At 61.9% G+C, this 24,404-nt stretch carries 18 protein-coding genes; 5 read left to right on the top strand and 13 right to left on the bottom strand.

Annotated features, from left to right (window positions below):
• The first annotated feature begins 37 nt into the window (after positions 1–37).
• Both ACIN8IBEIGE_RS03790 and ACIN8IBEIGE_RS03785 read left to right on the top strand, forming a co-directional pair.
• The gene (locus ACIN8IBEIGE_RS03790) at positions 38–562 is read left to right on the top strand and encodes a GNAT family N-acetyltransferase (protein WP_160013486.1); all 525 of its coding nucleotides are present in this window, start codon (positions 38–40) and stop codon (positions 560–562) included.
• Between the two features lie 255 nt (positions 563–817).
• A complete protein-coding gene (locus tag ACIN8IBEIGE_RS03785; protein WP_160013485.1) occupies positions 818–1,144 on the top strand; it encodes a hypothetical protein in 327 nt (108 codons plus the stop codon).
• A 94-nt stretch (positions 1,145–1,238) separates the two neighbouring features.
• Here the strand turns inward: ACIN8IBEIGE_RS03785 and ACIN8IBEIGE_RS03780 are convergent, their stop codons facing one another.
• Positions 1,239–2,738: a PLP-dependent aminotransferase family protein gene (locus ACIN8IBEIGE_RS03780; RefSeq protein ID WP_160013484.1), complete on the bottom strand. Its 1,500-nt coding sequence runs from the start codon at positions 2,736–2,738 to the stop codon at positions 1,239–1,241.
• Between the two features lie 124 nt (positions 2,739–2,862).
• Here ACIN8IBEIGE_RS03780 and ACIN8IBEIGE_RS03775 point away from each other — a divergent pair, with 124 nt between their 5' ends.
• A complete protein-coding gene (locus tag ACIN8IBEIGE_RS03775) occupies positions 2,863–4,068 on the top strand; it encodes an NAD(P)/FAD-dependent oxidoreductase (protein ID WP_160013483.1) in 1,206 nt (401 codons plus the stop codon).
• A gap of 302 nt (positions 4,069–4,370) precedes the next feature.
• Positions 4,371–7,007, top strand: a complete 2,637-nt coding sequence (locus ACIN8IBEIGE_RS03770; protein WP_160013482.1) for a CHASE domain-containing protein — start codon at positions 4,371–4,373, stop codon at positions 7,005–7,007.
• 96 nt (positions 7,008–7,103) lie between these two features.
• Here the strand turns inward: ACIN8IBEIGE_RS03770 and hrpA are convergent, their stop codons facing one another.
• The 9 genes from hrpA to ACIN8IBEIGE_RS03725 form a co-directional block, all read right to left on the bottom strand.
• Positions 7,104–11,153: an ATP-dependent RNA helicase HrpA gene (hrpA, locus tag ACIN8IBEIGE_RS03765; protein ID WP_160016300.1), complete on the bottom strand. Its 4,050-nt coding sequence runs from the start codon at positions 11,151–11,153 to the stop codon at positions 7,104–7,106.
• A 134-nt stretch (positions 11,154–11,287) separates the two neighbouring features.
• On the bottom strand, positions 11,288–11,497 hold the full coding sequence (locus tag ACIN8IBEIGE_RS03760; RefSeq protein ID WP_090375586.1) for a cold-shock protein: 210 nt from the start codon (positions 11,495–11,497) through the stop codon (positions 11,288–11,290).
• A gap of 238 nt (positions 11,498–11,735) precedes the next feature.
• Positions 11,736–11,924 carry a 4-oxalocrotonate tautomerase gene (locus tag ACIN8IBEIGE_RS03755; RefSeq protein WP_090251538.1) on the bottom strand — a complete coding sequence of 63 codons (189 nt, stop codon included), beginning with the start codon at positions 11,922–11,924 and terminating at the stop codon, positions 11,736–11,738.
• Between the two features lie 263 nt (positions 11,925–12,187).
• Positions 12,188–14,023 carry a Gldg family protein gene (locus ACIN8IBEIGE_RS03750; protein WP_160013481.1) on the bottom strand — a complete coding sequence of 612 codons (1,836 nt, stop codon included), beginning with the start codon at positions 14,021–14,023 and terminating at the stop codon, positions 12,188–12,190.
• 8 nt (positions 14,024–14,031) lie between these two features.
• Positions 14,032–14,766, bottom strand: coding sequence for an ABC transporter permease subunit (locus ACIN8IBEIGE_RS03745; RefSeq protein WP_160013480.1), 735 nt, complete (start codon positions 14,764–14,766; stop codon positions 14,032–14,034).
• Complete coding sequence (locus ACIN8IBEIGE_RS03740; protein ID WP_160013479.1) at positions 14,763–15,686, bottom strand: ABC transporter ATP-binding protein; 924 nt, start codon at positions 15,684–15,686, stop codon at positions 14,763–14,765. Before ACIN8IBEIGE_RS03740 ends, ACIN8IBEIGE_RS03745 begins: the two co-directional genes overlap by 4 nt.
• Positions 15,687–15,869: 183 nt before the next feature.
• The gene (locus ACIN8IBEIGE_RS03735; RefSeq protein ID WP_160013478.1) at positions 15,870–17,039 is read right to left on the bottom strand and encodes an iron-containing alcohol dehydrogenase; all 1,170 of its coding nucleotides are present in this window, start codon (positions 17,037–17,039) and stop codon (positions 15,870–15,872) included.
• Positions 17,040–17,047: 8 nt separating this feature from the next.
• Positions 17,048–18,436: an aldehyde dehydrogenase family protein gene (locus ACIN8IBEIGE_RS03730; protein WP_160013477.1), complete on the bottom strand. Its 1,389-nt coding sequence runs from the start codon at positions 18,434–18,436 to the stop codon at positions 17,048–17,050.
• A 186-nt stretch (positions 18,437–18,622) separates the two neighbouring features.
• The gene (locus tag ACIN8IBEIGE_RS03725) at positions 18,623–19,996 is read right to left on the bottom strand and encodes a glutamine synthetase family protein (RefSeq protein WP_160013476.1); all 1,374 of its coding nucleotides are present in this window, start codon (positions 19,994–19,996) and stop codon (positions 18,623–18,625) included.
• 316 nt (positions 19,997–20,312) lie between these two features.
• On the opposite strand from ACIN8IBEIGE_RS03725, the gene ACIN8IBEIGE_RS03720 reads away from it, so the two are divergent.
• Positions 20,313–21,119: an ABC transporter substrate-binding protein gene (locus ACIN8IBEIGE_RS03720; protein ID WP_160013475.1), complete on the top strand. Its 807-nt coding sequence runs from the start codon at positions 20,313–20,315 to the stop codon at positions 21,117–21,119.
• A gap of 77 nt (positions 21,120–21,196) precedes the next feature.
• Here the strand turns inward: ACIN8IBEIGE_RS03720 and ACIN8IBEIGE_RS03715 are convergent, their stop codons facing one another.
• From ACIN8IBEIGE_RS03715 to ACIN8IBEIGE_RS03705, 3 genes are all read right to left on the bottom strand, one after another.
• Positions 21,197–22,249, bottom strand: coding sequence for a TRAP transporter substrate-binding protein (locus ACIN8IBEIGE_RS03715; protein ID WP_160013474.1), 1,053 nt, complete (start codon positions 22,247–22,249; stop codon positions 21,197–21,199).
• A 209-nt stretch (positions 22,250–22,458) separates the two neighbouring features.
• Positions 22,459–23,784: a TRAP transporter large permease subunit gene (locus ACIN8IBEIGE_RS03710; RefSeq protein WP_160013473.1), complete on the bottom strand. Its 1,326-nt coding sequence runs from the start codon at positions 23,782–23,784 to the stop codon at positions 22,459–22,461.
• A complete protein-coding gene (locus tag ACIN8IBEIGE_RS03705; RefSeq protein ID WP_160013472.1) occupies positions 23,784–24,290 on the bottom strand; it encodes a TRAP transporter small permease subunit in 507 nt (168 codons plus the stop codon). The genes ACIN8IBEIGE_RS03710 and ACIN8IBEIGE_RS03705 overlap by 1 nt, the downstream gene beginning before the upstream one ends.
• Positions 24,291–24,404 lie beyond the last annotated feature (114 nt).

Below are 24,404 nucleotides of genomic sequence, written 5' to 3'. Positions count from 1 at the left end.
TTGCGAAACCACCAGCAGAACGTTCGAGGATTCCAGAATGATCAAACTCCTGAAGGCTGACGTAGGCACACTCAGCGAGTTTAAAACTGCTCTCCAGGACTCGTTCCGAGTGGCGGCAGAAGCTGACTTAGGTCAGCCGCTTGAAGAGCCCATTCCTTCTGATGCGGACATAGAGCAGTCCATCGCTGTTGATGGAGCGGCTACCTACTGGATCATGGCGAACGATCAGCGTGTCGGTGGCGCAGTTTTGGTAATTGATGAAATGAGCAATCTAAACTCACTGTCCTTCTTCTTCATTTCAACCAGCCAGCAGAGTCGCGGGCTAGGGCTGCAAGCCTGGAAAGCAATCGAGAACGAGTATCCAAACACCAAGGTCTGGGAAACCGTCACCCCATATTTTGAGAAACGAAACATTCACTTTTATGTAAATAGGTGTGGCTTCAAAATTGTTGAGTTCTACAACAAGTTTCATCCGGATCCAAACCAAGTTCCGGTTCAGGTCCATCAAGAAGTGGAGGACAATGAGATGTTCAGATTTATGAAGGTTATGCGTCACAAGTAACTTCTCACCCAATCCTTAAACGGCTGCTTCTGGCCGACTGCGGCCTATCGAGTATTTATCTACCAACCTGCCCAGCAACTGTCACGGCGAAGTGAAATCCAGGATCAGAGCGTTACCACGCGCAACTGCGCAGGCTTGGACATGGCGCCACTATTCGGACTTTCCCATAACTCTGCTGCGACACAACGATAAGCAGTTGGCGTGCTAACCGAACCGTGTAGAATCCCGCGCCCCGAAAATGCAGGAGACAACACGTTGGCTATTCACTACACCGCGTCCGCGGAAAATGTCGCATGTGGACGCACCGGCTCGAACCTGAGCAGCACCCAGGATGTCACTCAGGTTTCATGCAAGCTGTGTCTGCGCAGCGTTGAAAAAGGCACTGCCGAACCTGTCCGTAAAACCCCAAGTCTTGCTGAACTCAGAGCCGCCGCAAAAGCTGCAAAGGCCGCTGCCGCCGCAGCTGAGCTGGTAAAACCAACCGCCACGCTGAAACCTCGCGCCGAATGGCAGCAACGCCTTGAACAACTGCCGGGTAGAAACCGCATCCCGCGTGGGATGGCTCGGCAGGTATTTGTTTAAACGCGGCAAACCTCGAGCGAGCGCCAACGGCCGCGCAGCCTCACCAGCAACCAGTAGCGCCCACCTGGTCGGTTAACGTCAGCTTCGCACGGCCTTATTGCTTCAAGGCCGCAGCAACTGCCTTGGCGGCATCCTCAATAGCGCGCTCATCGTAGGGCGCAAAACCCAGCACCAGCCCCGGTTCTCGGGGCTGCACGCAGTAGCGCGCCAGCGGCAGGGTATCGATACCGGCAGCCTGCAGGCGGGCAAACGCAGCCTGTTCGTTGTCCATCTGCAGGTTACAGGTGATATCCAGCCCAGCGCGGATCTCCGGTACATCGATCAACCCCTGCCAATGCCGCTGCGCCGACTCGGCGAAAGCCTCGGCGCGTGCGGCGTAGACCTTGCGCATGCGCCGTACATGGCGGTCGAAATGCCCTTCATGGATAAAGTCGGCCAACACCGCTTGCGACAGGCTGTTGGCGTGGCGAGACATCAGCGCGGCAGCGCGGGTGAAGCTCTCCAGCAGGTGCGCCGGCAATACCAGATAGGCCAGGCGGATGGAGGGAAACAGCAGCTTGCTGAAGGTACCGGCGAGGATCACCGACTGCTCCGCCGCCGGCATCGAGCGCAGCGCCGGAATCGGCTTGGCGATAAAGCGGTATTCGCTGTCGTAGTCGTCCTCGAAGATATAGCTGCCGTGCTGCGCCGCCCACTGCAGCAGGGCTAAACGCCGTGCGGGTGACAATTCACTGCCCAGCGGCGCCTGGCGTGACGGCGTGACATAGGCCAGCCGGGCATCGGGAGCTAAACGCACGCCTTCCTCCACCTGCATACCAAAGGCATCGACCGGCACATCCACGCGCGTCACGCCCGACACATCGATCAGCTGACGCGCACCGGGGTAACCGGGGTCTTCCATCCACACCTGGGAATCACCCGGTGCCAACAGGCGCAGGCACAGGTCGAGCCCCTGCTGCACGCTGTTGAGTACCAAGATGCGTTCGGCGGGCACCTGCACACCACGGGCGATGGCCAGGTAGCCGGCGATGGCTTCACGCAGCGCCGGCAAGCCGCCGGGTTCCGAATCAAGCAGGATAGACATCCGCGAGGCGCGCAGCTGCTGGATATGCAGCTTGCGCCACAGGTCGACCGGAAACGCCTGAACATCGCCCCGATGCGGGAAGAACGGGCGCAACCCCAACGCCTGCGGACGCCGCGCAAATACTGGCGTAATCGCGTCCAGGCGTTCGACCCACGGCGTGGCCGGCGGCGTGCGCGGTGCCTCTTGCGTCGCCACGACCTTGCGCCGCACATAGCCGGCGTTAAGCGTGGCATCCGGCAGCACCTGGCAAACCCGCGTGCCGCTGCCGCTCTGCGCCTCAACATAGCCCTCGGACAACAGTTGCTGATAAGCCGCCTGGGCCGTGCCCCGCGCCAACTTGTAATGCTCGGCCAGCGCGCGCGTGCTGGGCAGCTTGCTGCCAGCCGGCAGGCGGCCGCCGAGAATGGCGCCGCGCAGCGCCTCATACAACCAACGCTGCAGGCTGACGCCCGGCTCGGGTGTGCCCAATGGCAGGAAGACCACCTGCGGAGGCAATTTTTCAGCGAACATGGCCGCTCCAAAGTGGATCAATTAGTTGTAGCAAGAATGGCCCAACACCCTGATCCAAGCCAGAGGCAGAATCACTCCCGTCGTCAGCCAACAGCCTTTCTCTTCACTACGGGAACCTACCAACATGAAACAGCAAATCCTGATCATCGGTGCCGGCTTTGCCGGCATGTGGAGTGCACTCAGCGCCGTGCGCCTGCTCGATCAACAACAGCGCCTGGACATCGATGTCACCCTGCTTGCGCCCCAGGCAGAGCTACGCGTGCGTCCACGCTTTTATGAACCCGACCTGGCCAGCACCGTTGCCCCGCTAGGCCCGCTGTTCGAGGCCGTGGGTGTGCGCTTCGTCCAGGGCAGTGCCACGCAGATTGATGCCGCGAGCAAGCGCGTCAGCTACCGCGACGCGTCGGGTGTCGAGGCCGAGTTGAACTATGACCGTCTGATCCTCGCGTCCGGCAGCCAGGTGGCGCGCCCAGCACTGGAAGGTATCGAACGCTTTACCTTCGATGTCGACAGCCTGGAGTCGGCGCAGCGTCTCGACGTTCATCTGCAGGGACTGGCGCAGCAGCCGGAGAGCGCGGCGCGCAACACCGTGGTGGTGGTCGGCGGCGGCTTCACCGGCATCGAAACCGCCAGCGAAATGCCGGCACGCCTGCGCGCCATCCTCGGCGACAAAACAGATGTTCGCGTGATCGTGGTGGATAGGGCCAAGCAGGTTGGCGCGGCCATGGGCGAGGCAATCGCCGAGGTCGTCGCCGCAGCCAGCGACAGCCTGGGCGTCACCTGGCGGCTCTGCAGCCCAGTGTCCAAGGTCACTGAGCACGGCGTACAGCTGAGCAACGGCGAACGCATTGCCGCCAGCACGGTGATCTTTGCCGTGGGGGTAAACGCCTCGCCACTAACCCGGCAGATCAACGGCGAACGCGACGCGCATGGCCGCCTGCACGTTGATCGCAACCTCAAGGTGCTCGGCCAGGACGCCATTTATGCCACCGGCGACACCGCCTATGCGGCCGTGGACGATCAGGGCAATCACGCCTTGATGAGCTGCCAACACGCCATCGCCCTGGGTCGCTCGGCCGGCAATAACGCCGCAGCGGATTTGCTTGGTGTTGCGCCGATTGCCTATAGCCAGCCCAAGTACGTGACGTGCCTGGACCTGGGCGGCTGGGGCGCGGTGTTTACCGAAGGCTGGGAGCGCAAGGTGTTGCTGACCGGCCAGGAAGGCAAGGCACTGAAAACCCAGATCAACACCCAGTGGATCTACCCGCCACAGGCTGATCGGGCAATAGCCCTGGCGGCGGCCGATCCGTTGATCCCAGTGGTTGCTTAATCCCTTCCCGCCAAGGCCTGGGCGACGCAGCGCGGTATTGGCGGGCGCACCGGCCACCCAGTGAAAATGGCCATATCTGCTACCGCCCACGCCACAGTGGGCCTGGCCCTCGCGGCCAAACCAGTGCCGCGCGGTTGAAACAGCAACCGGCAGGAGGACGCACAAGCGGTAACCGGACGCAGGAACAGAAAGCATCAATCGCCAATCCAGGAAAAGCCAGGCCTGCTTAACTGCAATACATCCTCGCACCGACAAGACTGTGCAGACCCTAGGCTAACTCGCTTCAGGAGCCGCTTATCTTGATGCCACCCCAACGGTTTCCCAACCTGCCCCTGGCGGTAAAAATCATCCTGCTGACTCTGGCCTATGTTCTGGCCGGCCGCCTGGCGTTGCTGTTGGCTATTCCGCCAGGCTTTGCCAGCGCCATTTTTCCACCCGTGGGTATTGCCCTGGCGGCTGTACTGATCTGGGGTTATCCACTGCTACTCGGAGTTTTTCTCGGCTCGCTGCTGCTTAATCTGAGTATTGGCTTTAGCAGCTTCGAGGCGCTCAACCTCAGGGGCCTGCTGATCGCCGCCGGCATCGCTCTGGGCACCTCGCTGCAAAGCCTGCTCGGCAGCTGGCTGATTCGCCGCCTTGTGGGCTTTCCCAACGCCCTGACCGATGAGCGCAGCATTTTTCGGCTGCTGCTGCTCGGCGGACCACTGGCCTGCCTGCTCAGCGCCTGTGTCGGTACGGGGGTGCTGTATGCCAGCGAGGTCATCAGTGCCACCGAACTACCCTTCAGCTGGTGGACCTGGTGGGTAGGCGACAGCATCGGCGTACTGATCGCCACCCCACTGATGTTTATCGCCTTTGCCCAGCCGCGGGCGCTCTGGCGCAGCCGCGTCGGCAACGTGGGCCTGCCCTTGCTGATCAGTTGCGCGATCATGATGCTGATTTTTATCCGCTCCAGCGAAGCCGAACAAAACAACCTCAACCAGCGTTTCCACGAGCAGGCCAAGCTGATGAGCCTGACCCTGCAATCGCGCCTGGACCTTTACGCCAAGGCGGCGCAGTCGATCGAGCGTTTTTTCAGCGCCTCCCAGGAGGTTACGCGGGAGGAGTTCGCCCAGTTCGTCGCCAACCTGCCGCAAACCTATCCAGGCATTACCGCCCTGGGCTGGGATCGCCAGATTGCCGGCAGCGAGCGCGCTGACTACGAAGCGGCGCTCGCCGCGCAAGGCTTCCCCGGGGTGCGCATCAGCCAGCACGACGAGAGCGGCGCGCAGGTGCCTGCTGAGCCGCGCGACAGCTATGTGCCCATCACCTATGTCGAGCCCCTGGCCGATAACGCAAATATCCTCGGTTTTGATATCGCCAGCGACCCGCTGCGCCGGCGCGCTCTGGACCAGGCTCGCGATAGCGCCCAGGCCACCATGACCGCACCGATCAGCCTGGTGCAGGACGCCCAGGCGCAACCTGGGGTGCTGATCTTCTATCCGGTGTACCAGGGCGCCGAGCCACCCGCCCTGCAGCAGCGCGCCAGTGAGGTACGCGGGTATGCGGTGGCAGTAATCCGTATTAGCGACCTGATCGATAGCGCCCTAGGCGTCTACCCCGCCGAGAGTTTTCAACTGCACCTGGAGGATGTCACTGAAACCAGTGCGCAGTCCTTGTATGGCCAGGCCAGCAGTGATCTGCCCGCCTATGCCAAGGCGCTGGTCTGGCAGGAGCGCTTCCAAGTGGCCGGGCGCAGCCTGCAATTGACGATCGCTCCGAGCATCAGCCTGTTGCAGCGCAACCACGGTCTGCAATCCTGGGTGGTGCTGGCTGGCGGCTTGTTGCTGTGCAGCCTGCTCGGTGGCTTTCTGCTGGCCATGACCGGGCGCGCCGCGCAGATCAGTCAACAGGTCGAACAACGCACCCGGGAGCTGAGCGCCATTCTGGAGAACACCGCCGAAGGCATCCTGATCTTTGACGCCCAGGGCCGGATCGAACGCAGCAACCCGGCCAGCAGCCGTCTGTTCGGCCATGATGCCGAGGCCCTGGGCCAGCGCCGCATCGGCCAGCTGATCCCGACGCTGTATACAGACAGCGACAGCGCCCTGGCGGACAAGCTGGACAAGCCCCTGGAGGTTGGCGGCGAGCACGCCAATGGCCAGCCACTGGAACTGGAAATCACCCTGAGCAGCTATGAACTGCCCGGCCGCCATCTGTATGTCGGCATGCTGCGCGACATCAGCGCACGCAAACAGGTCGAGCGTCTTAAAAGAGAGTTTATCTCCACCGTCAGCCACGAACTGCGCACGCCGCTGACCTCGATCAAGGGCTCGCTTGGTCTGTTGATCGGCACTGCGTTAGACGAGCTGCCGCCGCAAGTACAGGAGCTGGTACGCATCGCGCAGAGCAACTCGGAGCGTTTGATCAATCTGGTCAACGACATCCTCGATATCGAGAAGCTGGAGTTCGGCCAGGTCGGCATCCACCTCAGCCGTTGTGAACTGCGCCCGCTGCTGCGCGAGGCACTGGCAAACAACCAGGGCTATGCCGACAATTTCGCCGTGTGCCTGCAACTGGATGACAGCGCGCTACCGGAACAGACCCTGGTCGAGGTCGACAGCCTGCGGTTGCAGCAGGTGCTGAGTAACCTGATTTCCAATGCGGTGAAGTTTTCCGCGCCCCAGGGCCAGGTCGAGATCAGCGCCCAGATAGTCGACGACCAGGTGCGGGTGCAGGTACGCGACCACGGCCCGGGCATCGCCGAGGAATTCCGCGCGCGCATCTTCCAGAAATTCGCCCAGGCCGATGGCTCCGACGGTCGCCGCCGTGGCGGCACCGGCCTGGGCCTGAGCATCTGCAAGACGCTGATTGAGCGCATGCACGGGCAGATCGGCTACAGCAGCGTGGTCGGCGCAGGCAGCACCTTCTACTTCACCCTGCCGCTGATCGAGGCCTAATACCGGCTGTTGAAAAACTGCCTGCTAATACCGGCCGCTGCCGGCATGGCTATCGCTGCGCTAAAGCCATGCTACGCCTGCGCGAGGGTGCCGGGCCTATGCCTCCACCGCACTCCACTGCTTGCTCAGGCGCTTATCCGACACCGGCAGCTTGGTGCCCAGCTGCTGGGCAAACAGTGACACGCGGTACTCCTCCAGCAGCCAGCGGTACAGCACCAGCTGCGGGTCGCGTTTGCCTTCCTGGCTGTGTTTACCCAGGCGCGCCTGGTACTGCTCCCAGTAGCCCGCCAGCTCGCCGCTCCACACGCGGTCGCGTTGCACCTGGCCGGCAATCTTGTCCAGGCGCTGCTCAATGGCCTTGAGATAACGCGGCACTTCCTTCAGCCACTGCGCCGGGGTTTCGCGGACAAAACCGGGGTAGACCAGGTTGCTCAGCTGCAGCTTGATGTCGTTCAGCGCCATGGCCTGGGCCAGGTCGATCTTGCCCTTGAAGCGTTTCTGCAAGCCGTGCCACAGCTTGAGAATCTCCAGGCACAGCTTGGCCAGGCGTTCAGCCTCACCAGTCCAGTCGCCGCGCTTGCGCTCGGCCAGGGCCGCCAGACCAGCACCGTCGCGCGGCAAGGGCTCGCAGCCGTCGAGGATGCAACTGTCGAGGCTGGCCAGCAGAATATCTTCAACCAGCGCATCGACCCGGCCCATGTCGCGATAGAGCAGCGCCAGCTCGGTCAGCCCGGGCAGTTTGCCGCGCAGGAACTTGGCCTGCTCACTCAACTGCTGCAACAGCAAGCGCTGCAGGGCCCGGCGATGCTGGAACTCGGCTTCGGCCAGGGTCGGGAAGCGCCCTTCCTTGACCACACCCGCCTCCTCCACCAGCGCCGGGTAGACGGTCATGGACAGGCCAGCGACCTGCTGCTGAGTCTTCGCCGCCACTTCATTAAAGGCCTTGGCCTCGACCGGCTGCTGGCTCTTGGCGGTTTTCGGCAGGGCCAGGCCGGCCTGGGTCGCTTCGCTGAAACGCGCGGTCAGCTCAGCCAGATCGCGGCCTTCACCGAGGGGTTTGCCCTGGTTGTCGACCACCTCGATATTCATCCGTAGATGGCCTTCAAGCTGCGCAGCGGATTCGGCCCAGGCCTCGTCGCTGACCCGCGTGCCAGTCATGCGCGTCAGCTCGCGGCCCAGGGCTTCGGGCAGGCTGCCGTCGGCAAAGCTGATCTTGCTCAGCGCCGCGCCGACAAAGTCCGGCACCGGTACAAAGTTCTTGCGCAGCGCCTTGGGCAGGCCGCGTACCAGGGCCATGCATTTGGCCTCCAGCAACCCCGGCACCAACCATTCCAGGCGCTCGGGCGGCAGTTGCGGCAACAGCGGCGCGGGCACGCGCAGGGTCACGCCGTCACGTGGGTGGTTGGGTTCGAAGTGATAGCTAAGCGGCAGGGTCAGCTCGCCCAGGCGCAGGGTATCCGGGTACTGGGCGGCGGTGACTTCCTTGGCATCACGGGCGAGCACATCCTCTTCGCGCATAAGCAGCAGCTGCGAGTTCTTCGCGCTTTCCGTCTTGTACCAGCTGTCGAAGGTGGCGCTCTGGTAGATAGTCGCCGGCAGACGCGCCTCGTAGTAGGCGAACAGGGTTTCCTCGTCGGCGAGAATGTCGCGACGGCGGGCCTTGGCTTCCAGCTCGTCGAGTTTTTCCAGCAGCTGACGGTTGGCCATCAGGCACTTGGCGCGCGAGTTGATCTCGCCCCCCACAAGACCCTCGCGGATAAACAGCTCGCGCGAGGCCACGGGATCAATCGGACCAAAATGCACCGCACGGCGGCCGACCACGATCAGGCCGTAGAGGCTGATCTGTTCATAGGCCACCACCTGGCCGCGCTTCTTCTCCCAGTGCGGTTCCAGGTGGTTTTTCTTGATCAGGTGGCCGGCCAGCGGTTCGATCCAGTCCGGCTCGATCTTCGCCACCATGCGCGCAAACAGCTTGGTGGTTTCCACCAGTTCGGCGGTCATCAGCCAGCTGGGCTTCTTGCGGCCGATCACCGAGGACGGATGCACCCAGAAGCGCCGCTGACGGGCGCCGAGGTAGTCGCCGTCTTCGGTTTTCTGGCCGATCTGGCTGAGCAGGCCGGCGAGAATCGCCTTGTGCACAGCGGCGTAGCCTTTGGCGCGCTGGGCGGCCTGGTCTTTCTCGGCCAGCTCTTTTTCTTTCTGCACAGCGGAGAGCTGTGGTGCGGCATTGCGGCGATCCTGAGTAGCCGGCGTCTGCTCGTTAGCCCGCGGCGCGTTTTTACCGGCATCACTCGCCGGTTTGCCGAGCTGCAAATCACGGGTAATCAGCACCAACTGACGGTGCGCGTCGCGCCATTCGCGCAGGCGTAAGTAGTTGAGGAAGTTCTTCCGGCACCAGCTGCGCAGTGCGCTTGAACCCAAAGCCTGGCGCTGATCTTCAAAGCCGCGCCACAGGTTGATCAGCGCGGCGAAGTCGGAATCCACATCCTTCCACTGCGCATGGGCCTGATCAGCGGCCTGCTGGCGGTCGGACGGACGCTCGCGCACATCCTGCACCGACAAGGCGCTGGCGATAATCAGGATTTCCTCAAGGCTGCCCTGTTTGGCGCCTTCGAGCACCATACGGCCTAACCGGGGATCAACAGGCAGGCGCGCCAGCTGGCGGCCCAACGGCGTCAGTTGTCCTTCGCGGCTGACCGCCGAGAGCTCCTGCAGCAGATTGAAACCGTCGCTGATGGCCTTGCCATCCGGCGGCTCGATAAAGGGGAAAGCGTCGATCTCACCGAGGCGCAGATGGAGCATCTGCAGAATCACCGCCGCCAGGTTGGTACGCAGGATTTCCGGATCGGTAAAGGCCGGGCGACCGTTGAAATCCTCCTCACTGTATAAGCGAATGCAGATACCCGGCTCGACCCGCCCGCAGCGGCCCTTGCGCTGGTTGGCGCTGGCCTGGCTGATGGCCTCAATCGGCAGGCGCTGCACTTTGGCGCGGTAGCTGTAGCGGCTGATGCGCGCCGTACCGCTGTCGATCACATAACGGATGCCCGGCACAGTCAGCGAGGTTTCCGCGACGTTGGTGGCGAGCACTATTTTGCGCGCGCCCATGGGTGCAAAAATCTTCTGCTGCTCGGCCGGGGTCAGCCGCGCATACAGCGGCAGCACTTCGGTCAGGCGCAGGTTGGCTTTGCGCAGCACCTCGGCGGCATCGCGAATCTCGCGCTCACCGGGCAGGAACACCAGAATGTCGCCAGGGCGCTTGCCTTCGGCTTTTTCAAAGGCGCTGATTTCATCCAGGGCAGCGAGAATCGCCTGATCGACCGACAGGTCTTCTTCGACGCGGTTGCCGTCTTCGTCCTGCTCGGCGGCCAGCGGCCGGTACCAGGTCTCCACCGGGAAGGTGCGGCCAGACACTTCAACAATCGGCGCACCGCCGAAGTGCTCGGAGAAGCGCTGCAGGTCGATAGTCGCCGAAGTGATGATCAGCTTCAGGTCAGGGCGGCGCACCAGCAGGGTTTTCAGAAAGCCCAGCAGGAAGTCGATGTTCAGGCTGCGTTCGTGGGCTTCGTCGACGATGATGGTGTCGTACTTTTCCAGGTAACGGTCGTGCTGGGTCTCGGCCAGCAGGATGCCGTCGGTCATCAGCTTGATCAGGCTGCGCTCGTTGCTCTGGTCCTCGAAACGCACCTGATAACCGACCAGTTCGCCCAGCGGGGTGCCGATTTCCTCCGCCACCCGGGTCGCCACGCTACGTGCCGCCAAACGACGCGGCTGGGTGTGACCGATCAAGCCATGCACACCTCGCCCCAGTTCCAGACAGATTTTCGGCAACTGGGTGGTTTTGCCTGAACCGGTTTCCCCGGCGATCACCACCACCTGGTGCATGGCGATGGCAGCCTTGATCTCTTCTCGCTTGGCGGCAATCGGAAGCGCATCGTCGTAACGCATCACCGGCACGCTACGCCGGCGCGCCTCAACCTTGGCACGCGATGCCTCGAAGCGCTGCAGCCACTGCGCCAGCTTGGCTTCGTCCACCGGCGTCTGCTTGCGCAGCTCATGCAACTGGCGGCGCAGGCGATGACGGTCGCCCAGCAGGGTCTGATCGAGGTTTTTCAGCAGTTGGTCAACGGCGGGCGTGGCGTCGGTCATCGGGTAATCGCGGGGTGGGGTCAAGGGGAAGAGCAGGAAGGCGGCGATTGTCGCATTTTTGCCTAGGGGAAAACGACCGAAGGGCAGAAAGCAAAAAGCCCATCGGCGATGGGCTTTTTGCGAGGGTATGGACTTTAGAGCGCTGACACGTCGTCAGCCTGCAAGCCCTTTTGCCCCTGGGTCACGGCGAACTCGACCTTCTGCCCTTCGAGCAGGGTGCGATGGCCTTCGCCACGGATCGCACGGAAATGCACGAACACGTCCGCGCCGCTCTCGCGCTGAATAAAGCCATAACCCTTGGAATCATTGAACCACTTGACGGTGCCTGTCTCGCGCTCAGCCATTACCTGTATCTCCAGCGTGCAGTTTTTATTGTGTGGCGCGGCCTGCAGGCGAGTGCCCGGCCATCACCGAAGGCCGAGTATAAAACAGCGTTTATGACTGAAAAGCACTTTTTACAGAAAGGCTGCAGGCCATACAGGACAAGCTATGCAGCGATATTCATAAGGTGGAAAAACTGGCGCAGGATGGGCCAGCCGCGCAGCGGCGTAACCCATCACCAATAGCCGAGGTAAAAGCCGGCTAGTCGCGCTCAGACCACATCACGCCACCGGTGGCCCAGTCGCCTTTTTTCACTTCCTCGAAGATCACATCCACCGCGCTGGCATCGCAGCCAAGCACCTTGGTCGACGCGTCGGTCAGGGCTTTGGCGTACTCGCGTTTGATCTCATCGCTGCGGCCTTCGAATATCTTGACCAGGAGGGTAGGCATCTAATTAATCCTCATAACAGGTACAACAGGACTGGTTAGATCGGTCACGGCGATCCGTTTGGCGCATTGGCGCGGGGAGCATTATGGCGTGAGTTGCGGGTTTTGGCTGCACTGCACGGAAGCGCTGAGATACCTGTAGGAGGCGCTTTAGCGGCGAGCTTTTGATCGCTCTTGTCGCGGCTAAAGCCCCTCCCACATGGCCCATACGAAAGCCCCAAAAACAAAGGGCCGCATCAAGCGGCCCTTTGCAGGTACAGACAGGATTAGCCGTGACGGCGCCGACGCCACAACCACAGCGCCAACACGCCGAGAGTCAGCAACAGCGGCACCAGGGCGATATTGAGGAACTTGAGCGTGCTGCCCAGGGCCTCGATGTCGGCATTCAGCTGGTAGCGCACGTCGCGCAGCTCCTTGCGGATCGCCAACTTCTGCTGCACAAACTGCTGCACCGCGGCCTGCTGCTCCGGGGTCAGCTCCAGGGCTTTGCTCGGGTCATCGCTCTGCTGCAGGGCCGCGAGCTTCTGCTCGGTATCGGCCAGCTGGGTTTGCAGGGCCTGTTCCTTCTCGCGGAACTTGACCTCGGCCTCACGCTGAATCGCGTCCACCACCTCGAACGGACGGGTGAAGCGCCCGCGCGAACGCACACTGATCAGCGCTTCTGAGCCGGCCAGATTGTCCAATGCGTTGATCGCAAAACCGGCGTTGTCCGCCCAGGGCTGCGGAATACGCTGACCGAAGAAGTCCTGCACCTGCACCCACATGCGGTCGGTAAGCATGTCGGTGTCGGCGACAACGATCACGTTGATGTTGTCGGCCTGCTTGAGGCCATCCTTCTGCCCTTCGATCCCGTCCGGGAACGCGGTTTGCGCCGGGCCGCTGATACGCGCGGCCAAGGTGTAACGCTCACCGGTGGGCTTGAGTTCGCGGATCAGCTCTTCCGGGTTGGCCAGCATACCGAAGCGTTTGGCATCAAACGGCATGGCGTACTGCGAGCTGCGCACCAGCGGGATGAACTGGGTTTTCGCGCCGTCCAGCGGCTCCAGCATGCCGGCGGTGGCCACCGTGATGGTTTCCAGCGAAGCGGTGCTGATGTCGTCCTTGTCCAAGGCGTTCTTCGGCAGGCTCAGCCAAGCGGCGTGACGCACCGGGCGCTGGCCTTGGCCCATGCTCACCGACATGGCGTAGGAGCCGTCGCCCAGCACCTGATCCGGCACCATGCGCAAGCCCCAGGCCTTGAACAGCGCCGGCAGATCGGAGGCTTTGTCGATGACCATCTCACCGGGCATTTCGGCCTGGGTATCGGCCTCGCTGAACGGGTCGACGAAGGTCAGCAACTTGCCGCCGCGCAGGACGAACTGGTCAATCGCATACAGGGTCTGCTCAGGCAGCTGCTTGGGATGAATCAGCAGCAGCACCGAGACCTTTTCCGGGATCAGGTCGACGTCGCGCTTGAGGCTTTCGATCTGGAACAGCTGACGAATTTCCTCGATCAGCATCCAGGCCGGCGTCGGCTGCCGCGCGGCCATGTCGAAACCACCGTTGACCTGCAAGCCAGACAGCACGCCGACCACCGGCCGCTCAGGCTTGGCCAGGCTCTGCACCAGACGGCTGAGTTCGTATTCGAGGAACTCTTCCTGATCGAGGGCGAAGAACGGAATCACCTGGGTCTGGCCTTCGGCATTCTTGCCGGCCAGACCGAAGTAGATCGAGTCGCCGCCCTGCTGCAGTGGAATGCCCTGCAGACCGAATTCGGCGGCCTTGTCTTCGTCTTCGGAGAACGGTGCCGGGTCGATGATCGTCAGCTTGAGTTTGTCACCGGCTTCGCGCTGGTAAGCCTTGAGCATTTCCTCAACGCGCTTGGCATAAGTACGCAGCGCCGGCAGGTCCTTGGTGGCGGTGTCGGAATAGAAGAAGTTCAGCTCCACCGGTTCGTCCAGCTCGGCAAGAATCTGCTCGGTGCCGCTGGAGAGGGTGTAGAGCTTATGCTCGGTCAGATCCAGACGTACGCCGCTAAGGCTGACGCTGGAGAACAGGTTGAAGGCGAGAAACGCCAGGGCAATGAGTGCAAGCCCGGCGCTGGAAACCATCAGCTTTTTCATGGGCGGCCTCAGTCAGCTTTCTTCAGGTCGATTACCACCGCCGTCGCCGCCAACCAGGCGGCAATCAGGGTGAGGAAATACAGCAGGTCGCGCAGGTCGATCACGCCCTTGCTGATCGCATCGAAACGGGTCAGGAAGCTCAGCGAAGCCACGGCATCCACCAGCCACTGCGGCGCCCAGCCACTGAAACCGTCGAGCACCATGGGGAAGCCACTGACGATAAACAGGAAGCACACGCTGACCGCCAGGATAAAGGCGATCACCTGGTTCTTCGCCAGCGCCGACATGCACGAGCCAATCGCCAGGTAGGCGCCGGCCAGCAGCCAGCTGCCGATATAGCCGGTGATGATCGCACCGTTATCCGGCTCACCCAGGTAGTTGACGGTGATGATCATCGGGAAGGTCAGCAGCAGCGCTAAACCGGCAAAGGCCCAGGCGGCGAGAAACTTGCCAGTGACCGCATCGAAACGGGTGATCGGCAGGGTCATCAGCAGCTCGATGGTGCCGCTCTTGCGCTCCTCGGCCCACAGACGCATGGCAATCGCCGGCACCAGAAACAGGTACAGCCAGGGGTGGAAGTTGAAGAACGGCGCCAGGTTGGCCTGGCCGTTCTCGAAGAAACCGCCCAGGTAGAAGGTGAACACCCCGGACAGCACCAGGAAGATCAGGATAAACACATAGGCCAGCGGCGTGGCGAAGTAGCTCGCCAGCTCGCGCTTGAAGACTACCGACAGCTGACTCATACCACCTCCCCACGGGTCAGGCTGCGGAACACTTCGTCCAGCCGCCCGCGTTCAACATTCAATTCCTTGACCTGCCAACCGCGCGCGGCGATCAACGCATTGACCTGCGGGAAGATCACCTCCCCCGGTTTGGCGAGGATGCTCAGGCTGTTTTCCAGGGCGTTTTCTTCCACCCCGGCCACGCCTGGCAGCGCAGCCAGTGCAGCCTGGTCCAGCGGCTCGGCAGCCACCAGGGTGACGGCCTGGTGATAGCGCGAGCGGCTTTCCAGCTCCAACGGCGTGCCATCGGCCAGCAGCTTGCCGTGGGCGATCACCACGGCGCGGGTGCACACGGCAGAGACTTCTTCGAGGATGTGGGTGGAGATGATCACGATCTTGTCGTGGGCCAGGCTCTGGATTAGTTTGCGCACCTGGTGCTTCTGATTCGGGTCGAGGCCATCGGTGGGCTCATCGAGAATCAGCACCTTGGGGTCATGCAAAATCGCCTGGGCCAGGCCCACGCGGCGCTTAAAGCCTTTCGACAGGGTCTCAATCGACTGCTCAAGTACGGCTTCCAGCTCAACCTGAGCCACCGCCTTGGCCACCCGTTCACGTTTCTCGGCGCCCTTGAAACCGCGCACCTCGGCAATAAATTCGAGGAAGCTGCGCACGGTCATATCGCCGTAGCACGGCGCGCCTTCGGGCAGGTAACCAATCTGCCGCTGGGCTTTGAGGGTGTCTTTCTGGATATCGAAACCGAGAATACTGGCGCTGCCTGATGTCGGCGCCAGAAAGCCGGTGAGCATCTTCATTGTGGTGGATTTGCCGGCGCCGTTGGGGCCGAGAAAGCCCAGCACTTCACCGGGCTGAACACTGAAGGACAGGTCGTCGACAGCCGTGTGCTGCGCAAAACGCTTGGTTAGGTTTTTTATTTCGATCATGGCCTCTCACCGTTGCGGTAACAGGCCCTGCTTGCAGCCGGGCAGGCGCAAGCCGGGCGCGCTTAAATGCCGGGGGAATATAAGGAGTCACCCGCAGGCAGCGCAAGCCAAGAACCCAGGAGTCATGTATCTGTTCGCTACAGCGCCGTTCGCCCACGCGAGCAGCGCTGTTAAAGCCAGAGATTAGAGGGTGCCACGCAGGGCTTTTTCAAAAAGCTGACTGTATTGCGCAGCGGTAAAGGCAATCGGGTTGGTGCCGGCCGACGGGTCAACCTCAGCCATCTGCCCGACCTGTTCGATACGCGTGTCATCAATGCCAATCTCGCCCAGGCTGTGCGGGATACCGACCTGCTCACGCAGCGCCATCACCCACTCCAGCACACCGCTGAAACCGGGTTTGCCCAGATTCAGGTAGCGCGCCATTTTCTCCATCTGCGGCTCGATGCGTGCACGGTTGGCCACCAGCACGTAAGGCATCAGCACCGCATTGAGCAGGCCATGGTGCGCGTCGTACAGCGCACCGAGCGGATGGGCCAAAGCATGCATGGCGCCCAGGCCGCGCTGGAATGCGGTGGCACCCATGCTGGAGGCCACCAGCATCTGCAAACGCGCTTCGACATCACTGCCCTGCGCCACCGCGCGCGGCAGGTAGTGCTGCACCAGGCGCATGCCTTCCAGGGCGATGCCTTCGGCCATGGGGTGAAACAGCGGTGAGCAGAACGCCTCCAGGTTATGCGACAGCGCATCCATACCGGTGGCCGCGGTGATCTTGGCCGGCAGACCGAGGGTCAGCTCCGGGTCGAGAATCACCAGCGCCGGCAACATGCGCGCGTGGAAGATGATGCGTTTTATATGCGCAGCATCATCGGTGATCACCGAGGCGCGGCCGACTTCCGAACCAGTGCCAGCAGTAGTCGGCACCGCCACCACCGGGGCCATACCGGCGACATTGACGCGGTTACAGTTGTCACCGATGTCTTCGAAATCCCACAACGGCCGGTCCTGGCCGACCATCAGGGCGATGGCCTTGCCGGCATCCAGCGCTGAACCGCCGCCAAAGGCGATCACCCCGTCATGCTTGCCGGCCTTGAATGCGGCCACCCCGTCCATCACGTTGTGCCCAGTGGGGTTGCCCTTGATGCCATGAAACAACCCGGCCTTGAGGCCATCATCACGGCAGTGCAACAGCGCGCGATCAATCATCGGCAATGCGGCCAGGCCAGGGTCGGTGACCAGCAGCGGCGCGCTCATGCCCAGTTGCCGACAGGCAGCCGCCAGCTCGCTGATGCGGCCGACGCCGACGCGCACCGAGGTCGGGTAATTCCAGTTCATGCGGTAGTGATTCAGGTCCATGGCGCGCCTCACAGCTGGGTCTTGAAATGGAAGGATTTCGGCCGGGTGACGTGCTCGAAGCCGACGCTGGACAGGGTGCAGCCGCGTCCGGAGTTCTTCACCCCGGTCCAGGCCAGCGCCGGGTCGAGGTAGTCGCAGCGGTTAAGAAACACCGTGCCCGCCTCCACCCGCTCGGCCAGGGCCATGGCGGCATCGACGTCACGGCTGAAAATCGCCGCCGTCAGGCCAAACTCGCTGTCGTTCATCAGAGCCAGGGCTTCTTCGTCATCCTTGACCTTCTGGATGCCCACCACGGGGCCGAAGGATTCTTCGGTCATCACCCGCATGCCGTGGTGCACATTGGTCAGCACCTGCGGCGCCAGGTACTGCGAGCCGGGATGGTCCAGGGCAAAGTCGGCCGGCACCAAGTGCGCGGTGGCGCCCTGCGCGATGGCCTCGTGGATCTGCCCACGGACGAAATCCGCCGCCTCGGCACGCACCAGTGGGCCAAGGGTGGTGTCCGGGTCATCGGAACGACCTAGCTTGTATTGTTTGACCAGCGCCACCGCCTGCTCGACGAAGGTGTCATACAGCGATTCGTGCACATAGATGCGCTCGATACCGCAGCAGGATTGCCCGGAGTTGAAGAACGCGCCGTCTATTGTGGTTTCCACCGCGTGGGCCAGGTCGGCGTCGGCGCGCACATAGGCCGGGTCCTTGCCGCCCAGTTCCAGGCCGATGCTGAGAAAGCGTCCCACCGCCACCCGCTCAACCATGGTGCCGCCGGGCACTGAACCGGTGAAGGCGACGTGGGCGATGGTTGGCGCCTGGATCAGCGCCTCGGTTTCACCGTGACTCAGGTGCAGGTACTGGAACACTCCGTCCGGCAAGCCGGCCTCGCTGAAGGCTTCGACCATGCGTTCGGCGCACAGCGGGGTTTGCGCCGAGTGCTTGAGCAGCACCGCATTACCGGCCAGCAGCGCCGGCATCACCGCGTTCACCGCCGTCAGGTAGGGGTAGTTCCACGGCGCGATCACCAGCGCCACGCCCAGCGGTTCACGGCGGATAAAGCGAATAAACCCGGGCTTTTCCGGCACCTGGATATCCGCCAGCGCCTGCTCGGCGATATCTGCCATATAGCTGGCACGCTCGACAAAGCCGCGCACCTCGCCTGCGGCATAGCGGATCGGCCGACCCATCATCCAGCACAGCTCTTCAGCCAGCTGAGTTTCCTTGGCGGCGAAGGCAGCAATCGCCTTGCGGCCGATGGCGATGCGCTCGGCCAGCGGAGTGGTCTTCCAGGCCTGCTGCGCCAACTCGGCCTTGGCCAAAGCCGCCTGAATTTCAGGGTTGGAAGCCAGATGGCGCTCGACATACATCGAGCCATCGATGGGGGAAATGCATTGCAGTTTGCTCATTGCTTGCACCTTAAAATCCTGTCGCGAACAACAGGTAGGTCTGCTGTATATCTACAGGCCTGGACCTCGTAGGGTGGATGGCGCTTTACCCATCCACCTATACGCTGGTGGATGAAAACAGCGTCATCCACCCTACCCAGCGCCTCTAGCCCCTGTGTCTATTGGCACCTGCGGCAAAGCAGGGCATCAGATGATTTCGAAGTAGCGATCCAGTTCCCAGTCGCTGACATGCCGGCGGTATTCGCGCTCTTCCCACTCGCGGCTGGCGGCAAAGTGCTCGACAAACTCGTCGCCAAACAGCTCCCGCGCTGCCATCGAAGCCTTCAGCCGTTGCGCCGCATCCCACAGGGTGCGCGGCAGGGCCAGCTCTTCCGGGTGCTTCATGGCGTAGGCGTTACCCACCACCGGCTCGGTTGGCTCCCACTGCTGCATCACCCCGTACAGGCCAGAGCCAAGCGCCACCGAGAGGGCCAGAAACGGATTGCCGTCGGCGGCGCCGAGGCGATATTCCTGACGCTGGGACTTGTCACTGCCGGGAATGACGCGCAGCGCAGCGGTGCGGTTTTCCACGCCCCAGGTGGCATCGGTGGGCGCCCAGAACCCAGGGATCAGCCGCCGATAGCTGTTCAGCGTTGGCGCCACCATGCACAGAAATTCCGGCATCAGGCGCTGCTGGCCGGCAAGGAAGTGGCGCTGAATCTTGCTCATATTGTGCGCCTGGCTCGGGTCATAGAACGCCGATTTGCCGCTGGCGAGATCGCGCAGGGATACATGGATATGCCCGCTCTGCCCCGGATATTTGCCCGACCACTTGGCCATAAAGGTGGCCATCAGGCCGTTGCGCTGGGCCAGCACCTTCATAAAGGTCTTGAACAGCGCGCCCTTGTCGGCGGCGTCTTCGGCGCGGTCATAGGCGATGGCGGCTTCGAGCACGCCGGGGCCGGTTTCGGTGTGCAGGCCTTCGATGGGAAAGTCCATGCGCTCGGCCATTTCGAGGATCTCGTGGTACAGCTCGGCGTGTACCGAGTTGCGAATCATCGAGTAGCCGAACCAGTCCGGGGTGAAGGGCTTGAGGTTGCGAAAGCCTTTCTCGCGGGCCGACTCCGGGGTTTCATCGAACATGAAGAACTCGTATTCCAGCGCCGCGAACGCATCAAAGCCCATAGCCTTGCTGCGCTCGACCACCCGGCGCAGGGTGCCGCGCGGGCAGACCTTCTCGGCCGCCTCGGCAAACTCGCAGATAAATAGCAGCATGCCGTTTTCAAAGGGTAAATCGCGGCAGGTATGTGGCAGCACGCGCACCGGGGCATCGGGGTAACCGGTGTGCCAACCGGTGTACTGGGCGTTGTCGTAGAGCTGGTCCTTCACGTCCCAGCCGAGCACCACATCGCAGAAGGCAAAGCCGCTGTCGAGAGCAGAGAAGAACTTGCTGCGGCTGAGGTATTTGCCACGCATCACCCCATCGTTATCGAACACCCCGACCTTGATATGGCTAAGGCCACGCTCTTCGACAATGCGCTTGGCATCCTGAACGGTTTTCACGTCTCGCGGATTGAGCATAAATGCACCTGTCTCTTGTTGTTATGGCTGACTTCCGGTGTCAATCCTGCAGGCAACAACAGCATCTCAAGCGCATCCCCACAATCACCACACAACGCGCCCTGACACTACCCACGCCTGTTAGAACACCCGGCAAAAAGCTTCATCAGTGTGGTACAGGTTTGCCAAGTTGGCTGGGCAATTAAGCAAAACAAGCGGCAAGCGTTGCATCACAGGTGACGGCAGGTACTGCTCTGCTGTAAAAGCACAGATCATCACCCGCCGAACACCTGACTGCATGCGCCAAGTGGCCGCCAGAAGCCATACCGGAGACTGTTTGAACCCGATGCCCCGCACCCTGCCAGCGCCCGGCCAGACTCGGCATCGCGCAGCAATTACCGCCGCCCTGGTACTGGCACTAGCTACCTGGCTCGCGCCTACAACCTGCCTGGCGCGTGACTGGCTGATCTATACCCACAGCCTGGATAGCCAAGCCGTGCTGATCGACGGCCAGTTACGCGGACGCGAACATGCCGGCAAGCGGGCGTTCTTTCTTGAGCTGGTGCGCGAGCTGCTGGCCGATATGGCCGAGCCGCTGCCAATCCAGGAAGTGCCCTTGGCGCGTGGTCTGGCGCAACTGCAACAGCGTGACGATGTGGTGCTCTTCAACCTTGGCAAAACTCCGGAGCGCCTGCCGCTGGCGCACTGGGTCGGGCCCATCTGGGAAGAGACAGACTGGCTCTACGAAAACACCCTGCACCCCACCGGCATCCAGAGTCTGCGCGACGCCAAGAGCTTGCCAGTGTGCGTGCTCAACGGCAGCTCCCATGACGAACGCCTGACAGCTATGGGGTTCTCGCAGCTAAAGCGCAACAACGCTTACAGCACCTGCTTCGGCATGCTCGCAGCAGGCCGGATCGCGCTGGTTGCCTCGGCGGACTCAGGGCTGGCGCAGAGGCTGCGCGAGGCAGGAGTCGCGGCCAACAAGGTACGCCCAAGCGCCGTGCAGCTGGGCCGTGATGAAGGCTTTATCGCCCTGTCACGCAGCATGCCGGAGCAGGACATCGCGCGCTGGCGAGCGGCTTTACAGCGCGTGCAGCAGGATGGCCGCTTCCTGGCTCTACAGAATCGCTACGCGCACTGACAGAGCCGCCTGCCCGCCGCGCAAAAAAACACGCCCGCATCTTGCGCTGCGGGCGTGAGGTGTAGCGACCCCAGGTGCTAGCCGCGATAGGGCGCGCCGGCCTTGGCCATGAGTGCGTTGTACTTCTTGAAGATCTCCACCACCCGCGCGCAACGTGGGCTGGTTTTGGCGATTTCATCCCAGAACTTCAGCGCCTCGGCTTCCACCGTGGCCCACTCCTCGGCCGGAATGGAGGTCAGTTGTAGCTTGCCACCCTCGACCCGCAGCTGCGCTTCACCACCCCAGTACCAGTGCTGACGGTAGTAGTTAGAGCTGTCCATGCACAGTTTAAACAGGGTTTTCAGGTGCTCGGGCACTTCGTTCCATTTGTCCGAGTTGGCGAAGTAGGAGCCGCACCAGGCACCGGAGATATTGTTGGTGAGGAAGTACTTGGTCACGTTGGCCCAACCGACGGTGTAGTCCTCGGTGATACCGGACCAGGCGATGCCGTCCAGCTCGCCGGTCTGCATGGCCACCTCGACATCTTCCCAGGGCAGGGTTACCGGAATCACGCCGAAACGGGTAAGGAACTTGCCAGCCGTAGGAAAGGTAAAAATGCGCTTGCCCTTGAGCTGCTCAAGCTTGGTGATCGGCTCCACCGTGGCGAAGTGGCACGGGTCCCAGGCGCCAGCGCCGAGCCAGGTCACACCTTTGACTTCGCCATAGGCCTCGGCCCAGATTTCATTGAGCCCGTACTGGTTGAACAGCACAGGAATGTCCAGGCTGTAACGGGTGGCAAAGGGGAAGTAACCACCGAACACAGAGATATCCACGGGCGCGGCAATGGAGTCGTCATCGCTCTGTACGGCATCGATGGTGCCCTTCTGCATGGCGCGGAACAGCTCGCCGGTGGGCACCAGCTGGTCGGCGTAATACAGCTGGATTTCCATCTCGCCATTGGCGGCCTTGTTGAAGGCATCGATGGAGGGTTTGATCACATGTTCGCCCAAGGCGGCACCGGCATAGGTCTGCAGGCGCCAGACGATTTTCTTCGGCTCGGCGGCATAGATATGCGCCGAACCCAATGCCGTTGCCCCTGCTGCCCCGGTGGCCACCGCGGCGGTTTTCAGAAAACTGCGTCTCGTACTCATGCTGTTATCTCCAGGCTTGTCGATTCAGATGGCATACAACCGCACTGCCTGGCCCACGGGGCACTGGCAGGGTTTTCAGAGGGGCAACCTGCACCTGATGACTCAAAAGCCCTTGAGGATTGCGTACGGCATAAGCGGCGCTACGCCGCAGCAATCCTCACTGGCTTTATCGGTACGACTGCGCTGGCCTACAGCTGAAATTCATGTGCTCACCTGCCGTAATGCCACTGCGGCAGCCACAGGGCGATCTGCGGGAAAACCATGACCAGCACCAGCGCCAGGACCATGATCAGCACGAATGGGGTAACCGACACATAGATGTCGCGCAACGAGACTTCCGGCGGAGCCATGGCGCGCATCAGGAACAGGTTGTAGCCGAAGGGCGGGGTCATATAGGCGATCTGGCAGGTGATGGTGTAGAGCACGCCATACCAGACCAGATCGAAGCCCAGAGCACCGACCAGCGGAATATACAAAGGGGCGACGATCACCAGCATGGCGGTGTCATCGAGGAACATGCCCATGAGGATGAACGACAGCTGCATCAGGATCAGCACCTGCCAGGGCCCAAGACCAAGGCTTTCGAGAAAGAACGCCTCGATTGCCTTGACCGCGCCGAGGCCGTCAAACACCGCGCCGAAGCACAAGGCGGCGAGGATGATCCACATAAACATGCAGCTGATGCCGAGCGTCTTGCGCAGGGTTTCTTCCATCACACTGCGGGTCAAACGGCCTTTGATCAACGCCATCAGGGTGGCTGCCGCTGCGCCCACCGCCGAGCTTTCCACCAGGCTGGTGATGCCCATCAGAAACAGGCCGGTCATGCAGAAAAAAATAAACAGCGGCGCAACCCCAGCCTTGAGCAGCAACAGCTTCTCGCGCCGGCTGATCTGCCCGCGCTCCTCTGCAGATAAGGCCGGCCCCAGTTCTGGCTGCAAACGGCAACGCACGGCGATATAGAGGATAAACAGCGCCGCCATCAGCAGACCGGGAAACACCCCAGCCAGCCACAGCTGGCCGACCGGCTGGCGGGCAATCATGCCGTACAGCACCAGCACCACACTGGGTGGAATCAGAATACCGAGGGAGCTGCCGGCCTGAATCACCCCGGTGACCATGATCTTGTCGTAGCCACGACGCAACAGCTCCGGCAAAGCAATGCTCGCACCGATGGCCATGCCCGCCACGCTGAGGCCATTCATCGCTGAGATCGCCACCATCAGGCCGATGGTGCCGATAGCCAGGCCACCATTGAGCGGCCCCATCCAGACGTGGAACATCTTGTAGAGGTCTTCGGCCAGCCCCGATTCGGAGAGCATGTAGCCCATAAATACGAACAACGGCAGAGTCAGCAGCGGGTACCACTTCATCAATTTCATGGCCGCGCTGAAGGCCATTTCCGAACCGCCGTCGCCCCACAACAGCAGCGCCGCCACCACCGCGACAAAACCGATCGCGCCAAATACCCGCTTGCCGGTAAGCAGCAGCAACATCATCGAGGAGAACATCAGCACGGCTATCAACTCGTAATCCATTACAGCGGTTCCCCCCGCGCGGCGGCGATGTCCTTGAACAGGGTGGCAATGGCCTGCAGCAGCATCAGGGCGATGCCGATGCACATGATGATCTTGATCGGCGCCATGGGGGGCGACCAGGCCGAGTAGCTGGTTTCGCTGTACTCAAGGGCGTACTGGGTCGAAGAAATACCGCCGTAGAGCAGGAACACCAGGTAGAAAATCAGAAAGCCGATGGTGATCGCATCGATGATCGCGCGGGCCCGTGGCGACCAGCGGCTGTAGAACAGGTCCATACGCACATGGGCATCGAGCTGCATGGAATAGGCGCCACCAAGCAGGAAGTAGGCGACCATCAGAAACTGCGCCGACTCCAGCGTCCAGGCGGCGGGCATAAAGAAGGTTTTAGTGATTGAGGAATAGAGCAGCACGCCGAGAATGGCGAAGATCAGGTACATGGCGAAGCGCCCGACAACGCGGTTGAGCGCCTCCACTGCGTGCACAAACAGCCTGATGGCCTTGGGCATACTGCACCTGCCGAATAATTGTTATTCCGAGAGCCTAGACCAAGATGGCGCAAAGCCAACCAGCGCTGACAGCGTTAGCACAAAGCACGCCAGCTCTTTTACGCGGCCAATCTC

Source organism: Pseudomonas sp. 8BK (genome assembly GCF_902506475.1).
Taxonomy (GTDB): Bacteria; Pseudomonadota; Gammaproteobacteria; order Pseudomonadales; family Pseudomonadaceae; genus Aquipseudomonas; species Aquipseudomonas anguilliseptica.
This window is presented reverse-complemented; position numbering and strand designations above follow the sequence as displayed.

Excerpts from the sequence above, each read along its gene's own strand:
- ACIN8IBEIGE_RS03790 (WP_160013486.1), top strand. The coding sequence starts at position 38 with ATGATCAAACTCCTGAAGGCTGACGTAGGCACACTCAGCGAGTTTAAA.
- ACIN8IBEIGE_RS03780 (WP_160013484.1), bottom strand. The coding sequence starts at position 2,738 with ATGTTCGCTGAAAAATTGCCTCCGCAGGTGGTCTTCCTGCCATTGGGC.
- ACIN8IBEIGE_RS03775 (WP_160013483.1), top strand. The coding sequence starts at position 2,863 with ATGAAACAGCAAATCCTGATCATCGGTGCCGGCTTTGCCGGCATGTGG.
- ACIN8IBEIGE_RS03770 (WP_160013482.1), top strand. The coding sequence starts at position 4,371 with ATGCCACCCCAACGGTTTCCCAACCTGCCCCTGGCGGTAAAAATCATC.
- hrpA (WP_160016300.1), bottom strand. The coding sequence starts at position 11,153 with ATGACCGACGCCACGCCCGCCGTTGACCAACTGCTGAAAAACCTCGAT.
- ACIN8IBEIGE_RS03760 (WP_090375586.1), bottom strand. The coding sequence starts at position 11,497 with ATGGCTGAGCGCGAGACAGGCACCGTCAAGTGGTTCAATGATTCCAAG.
- ACIN8IBEIGE_RS03755 (WP_090251538.1), bottom strand. The coding sequence starts at position 11,924 with ATGCCTACCCTCCTGGTCAAGATATTCGAAGGCCGCAGCGATGAGATC.
- ACIN8IBEIGE_RS03750 (WP_160013481.1), bottom strand. The coding sequence starts at position 14,023 with ATGAAAAAGCTGATGGTTTCCAGCGCCGGGCTTGCACTCATTGCCCTG.
- ACIN8IBEIGE_RS03745 (WP_160013480.1), bottom strand. The coding sequence starts at position 14,766 with ATGAGTCAGCTGTCGGTAGTCTTCAAGCGCGAGCTGGCGAGCTACTTC.
- ACIN8IBEIGE_RS03740 (WP_160013479.1), bottom strand. The coding sequence starts at position 15,686 with ATGATCGAAATAAAAAACCTAACCAAGCGTTTTGCGCAGCACACGGCT.
- ACIN8IBEIGE_RS03735 (WP_160013478.1), bottom strand. The coding sequence starts at position 17,039 with ATGGACCTGAATCACTACCGCATGAACTGGAATTACCCGACCTCGGTG.
- ACIN8IBEIGE_RS03730 (WP_160013477.1), bottom strand. The coding sequence starts at position 18,436 with ATGAGCAAACTGCAATGCATTTCCCCCATCGATGGCTCGATGTATGTC.
- ACIN8IBEIGE_RS03725 (WP_160013476.1), bottom strand. The coding sequence starts at position 19,996 with ATGCTCAATCCGCGAGACGTGAAAACCGTTCAGGATGCCAAGCGCATT.
- ACIN8IBEIGE_RS03715 (WP_160013474.1), bottom strand. The coding sequence starts at position 22,249 with ATGAGTACGAGACGCAGTTTTCTGAAAACCGCCGCGGTGGCCACCGGG.
- ACIN8IBEIGE_RS03710 (WP_160013473.1), bottom strand. The coding sequence starts at position 23,784 with ATGGATTACGAGTTGATAGCCGTGCTGATGTTCTCCTCGATGATGTTG.
- ACIN8IBEIGE_RS03705 (WP_160013472.1), bottom strand. The coding sequence starts at position 24,290 with ATGCCCAAGGCCATCAGGCTGTTTGTGCACGCAGTGGAGGCGCTCAAC.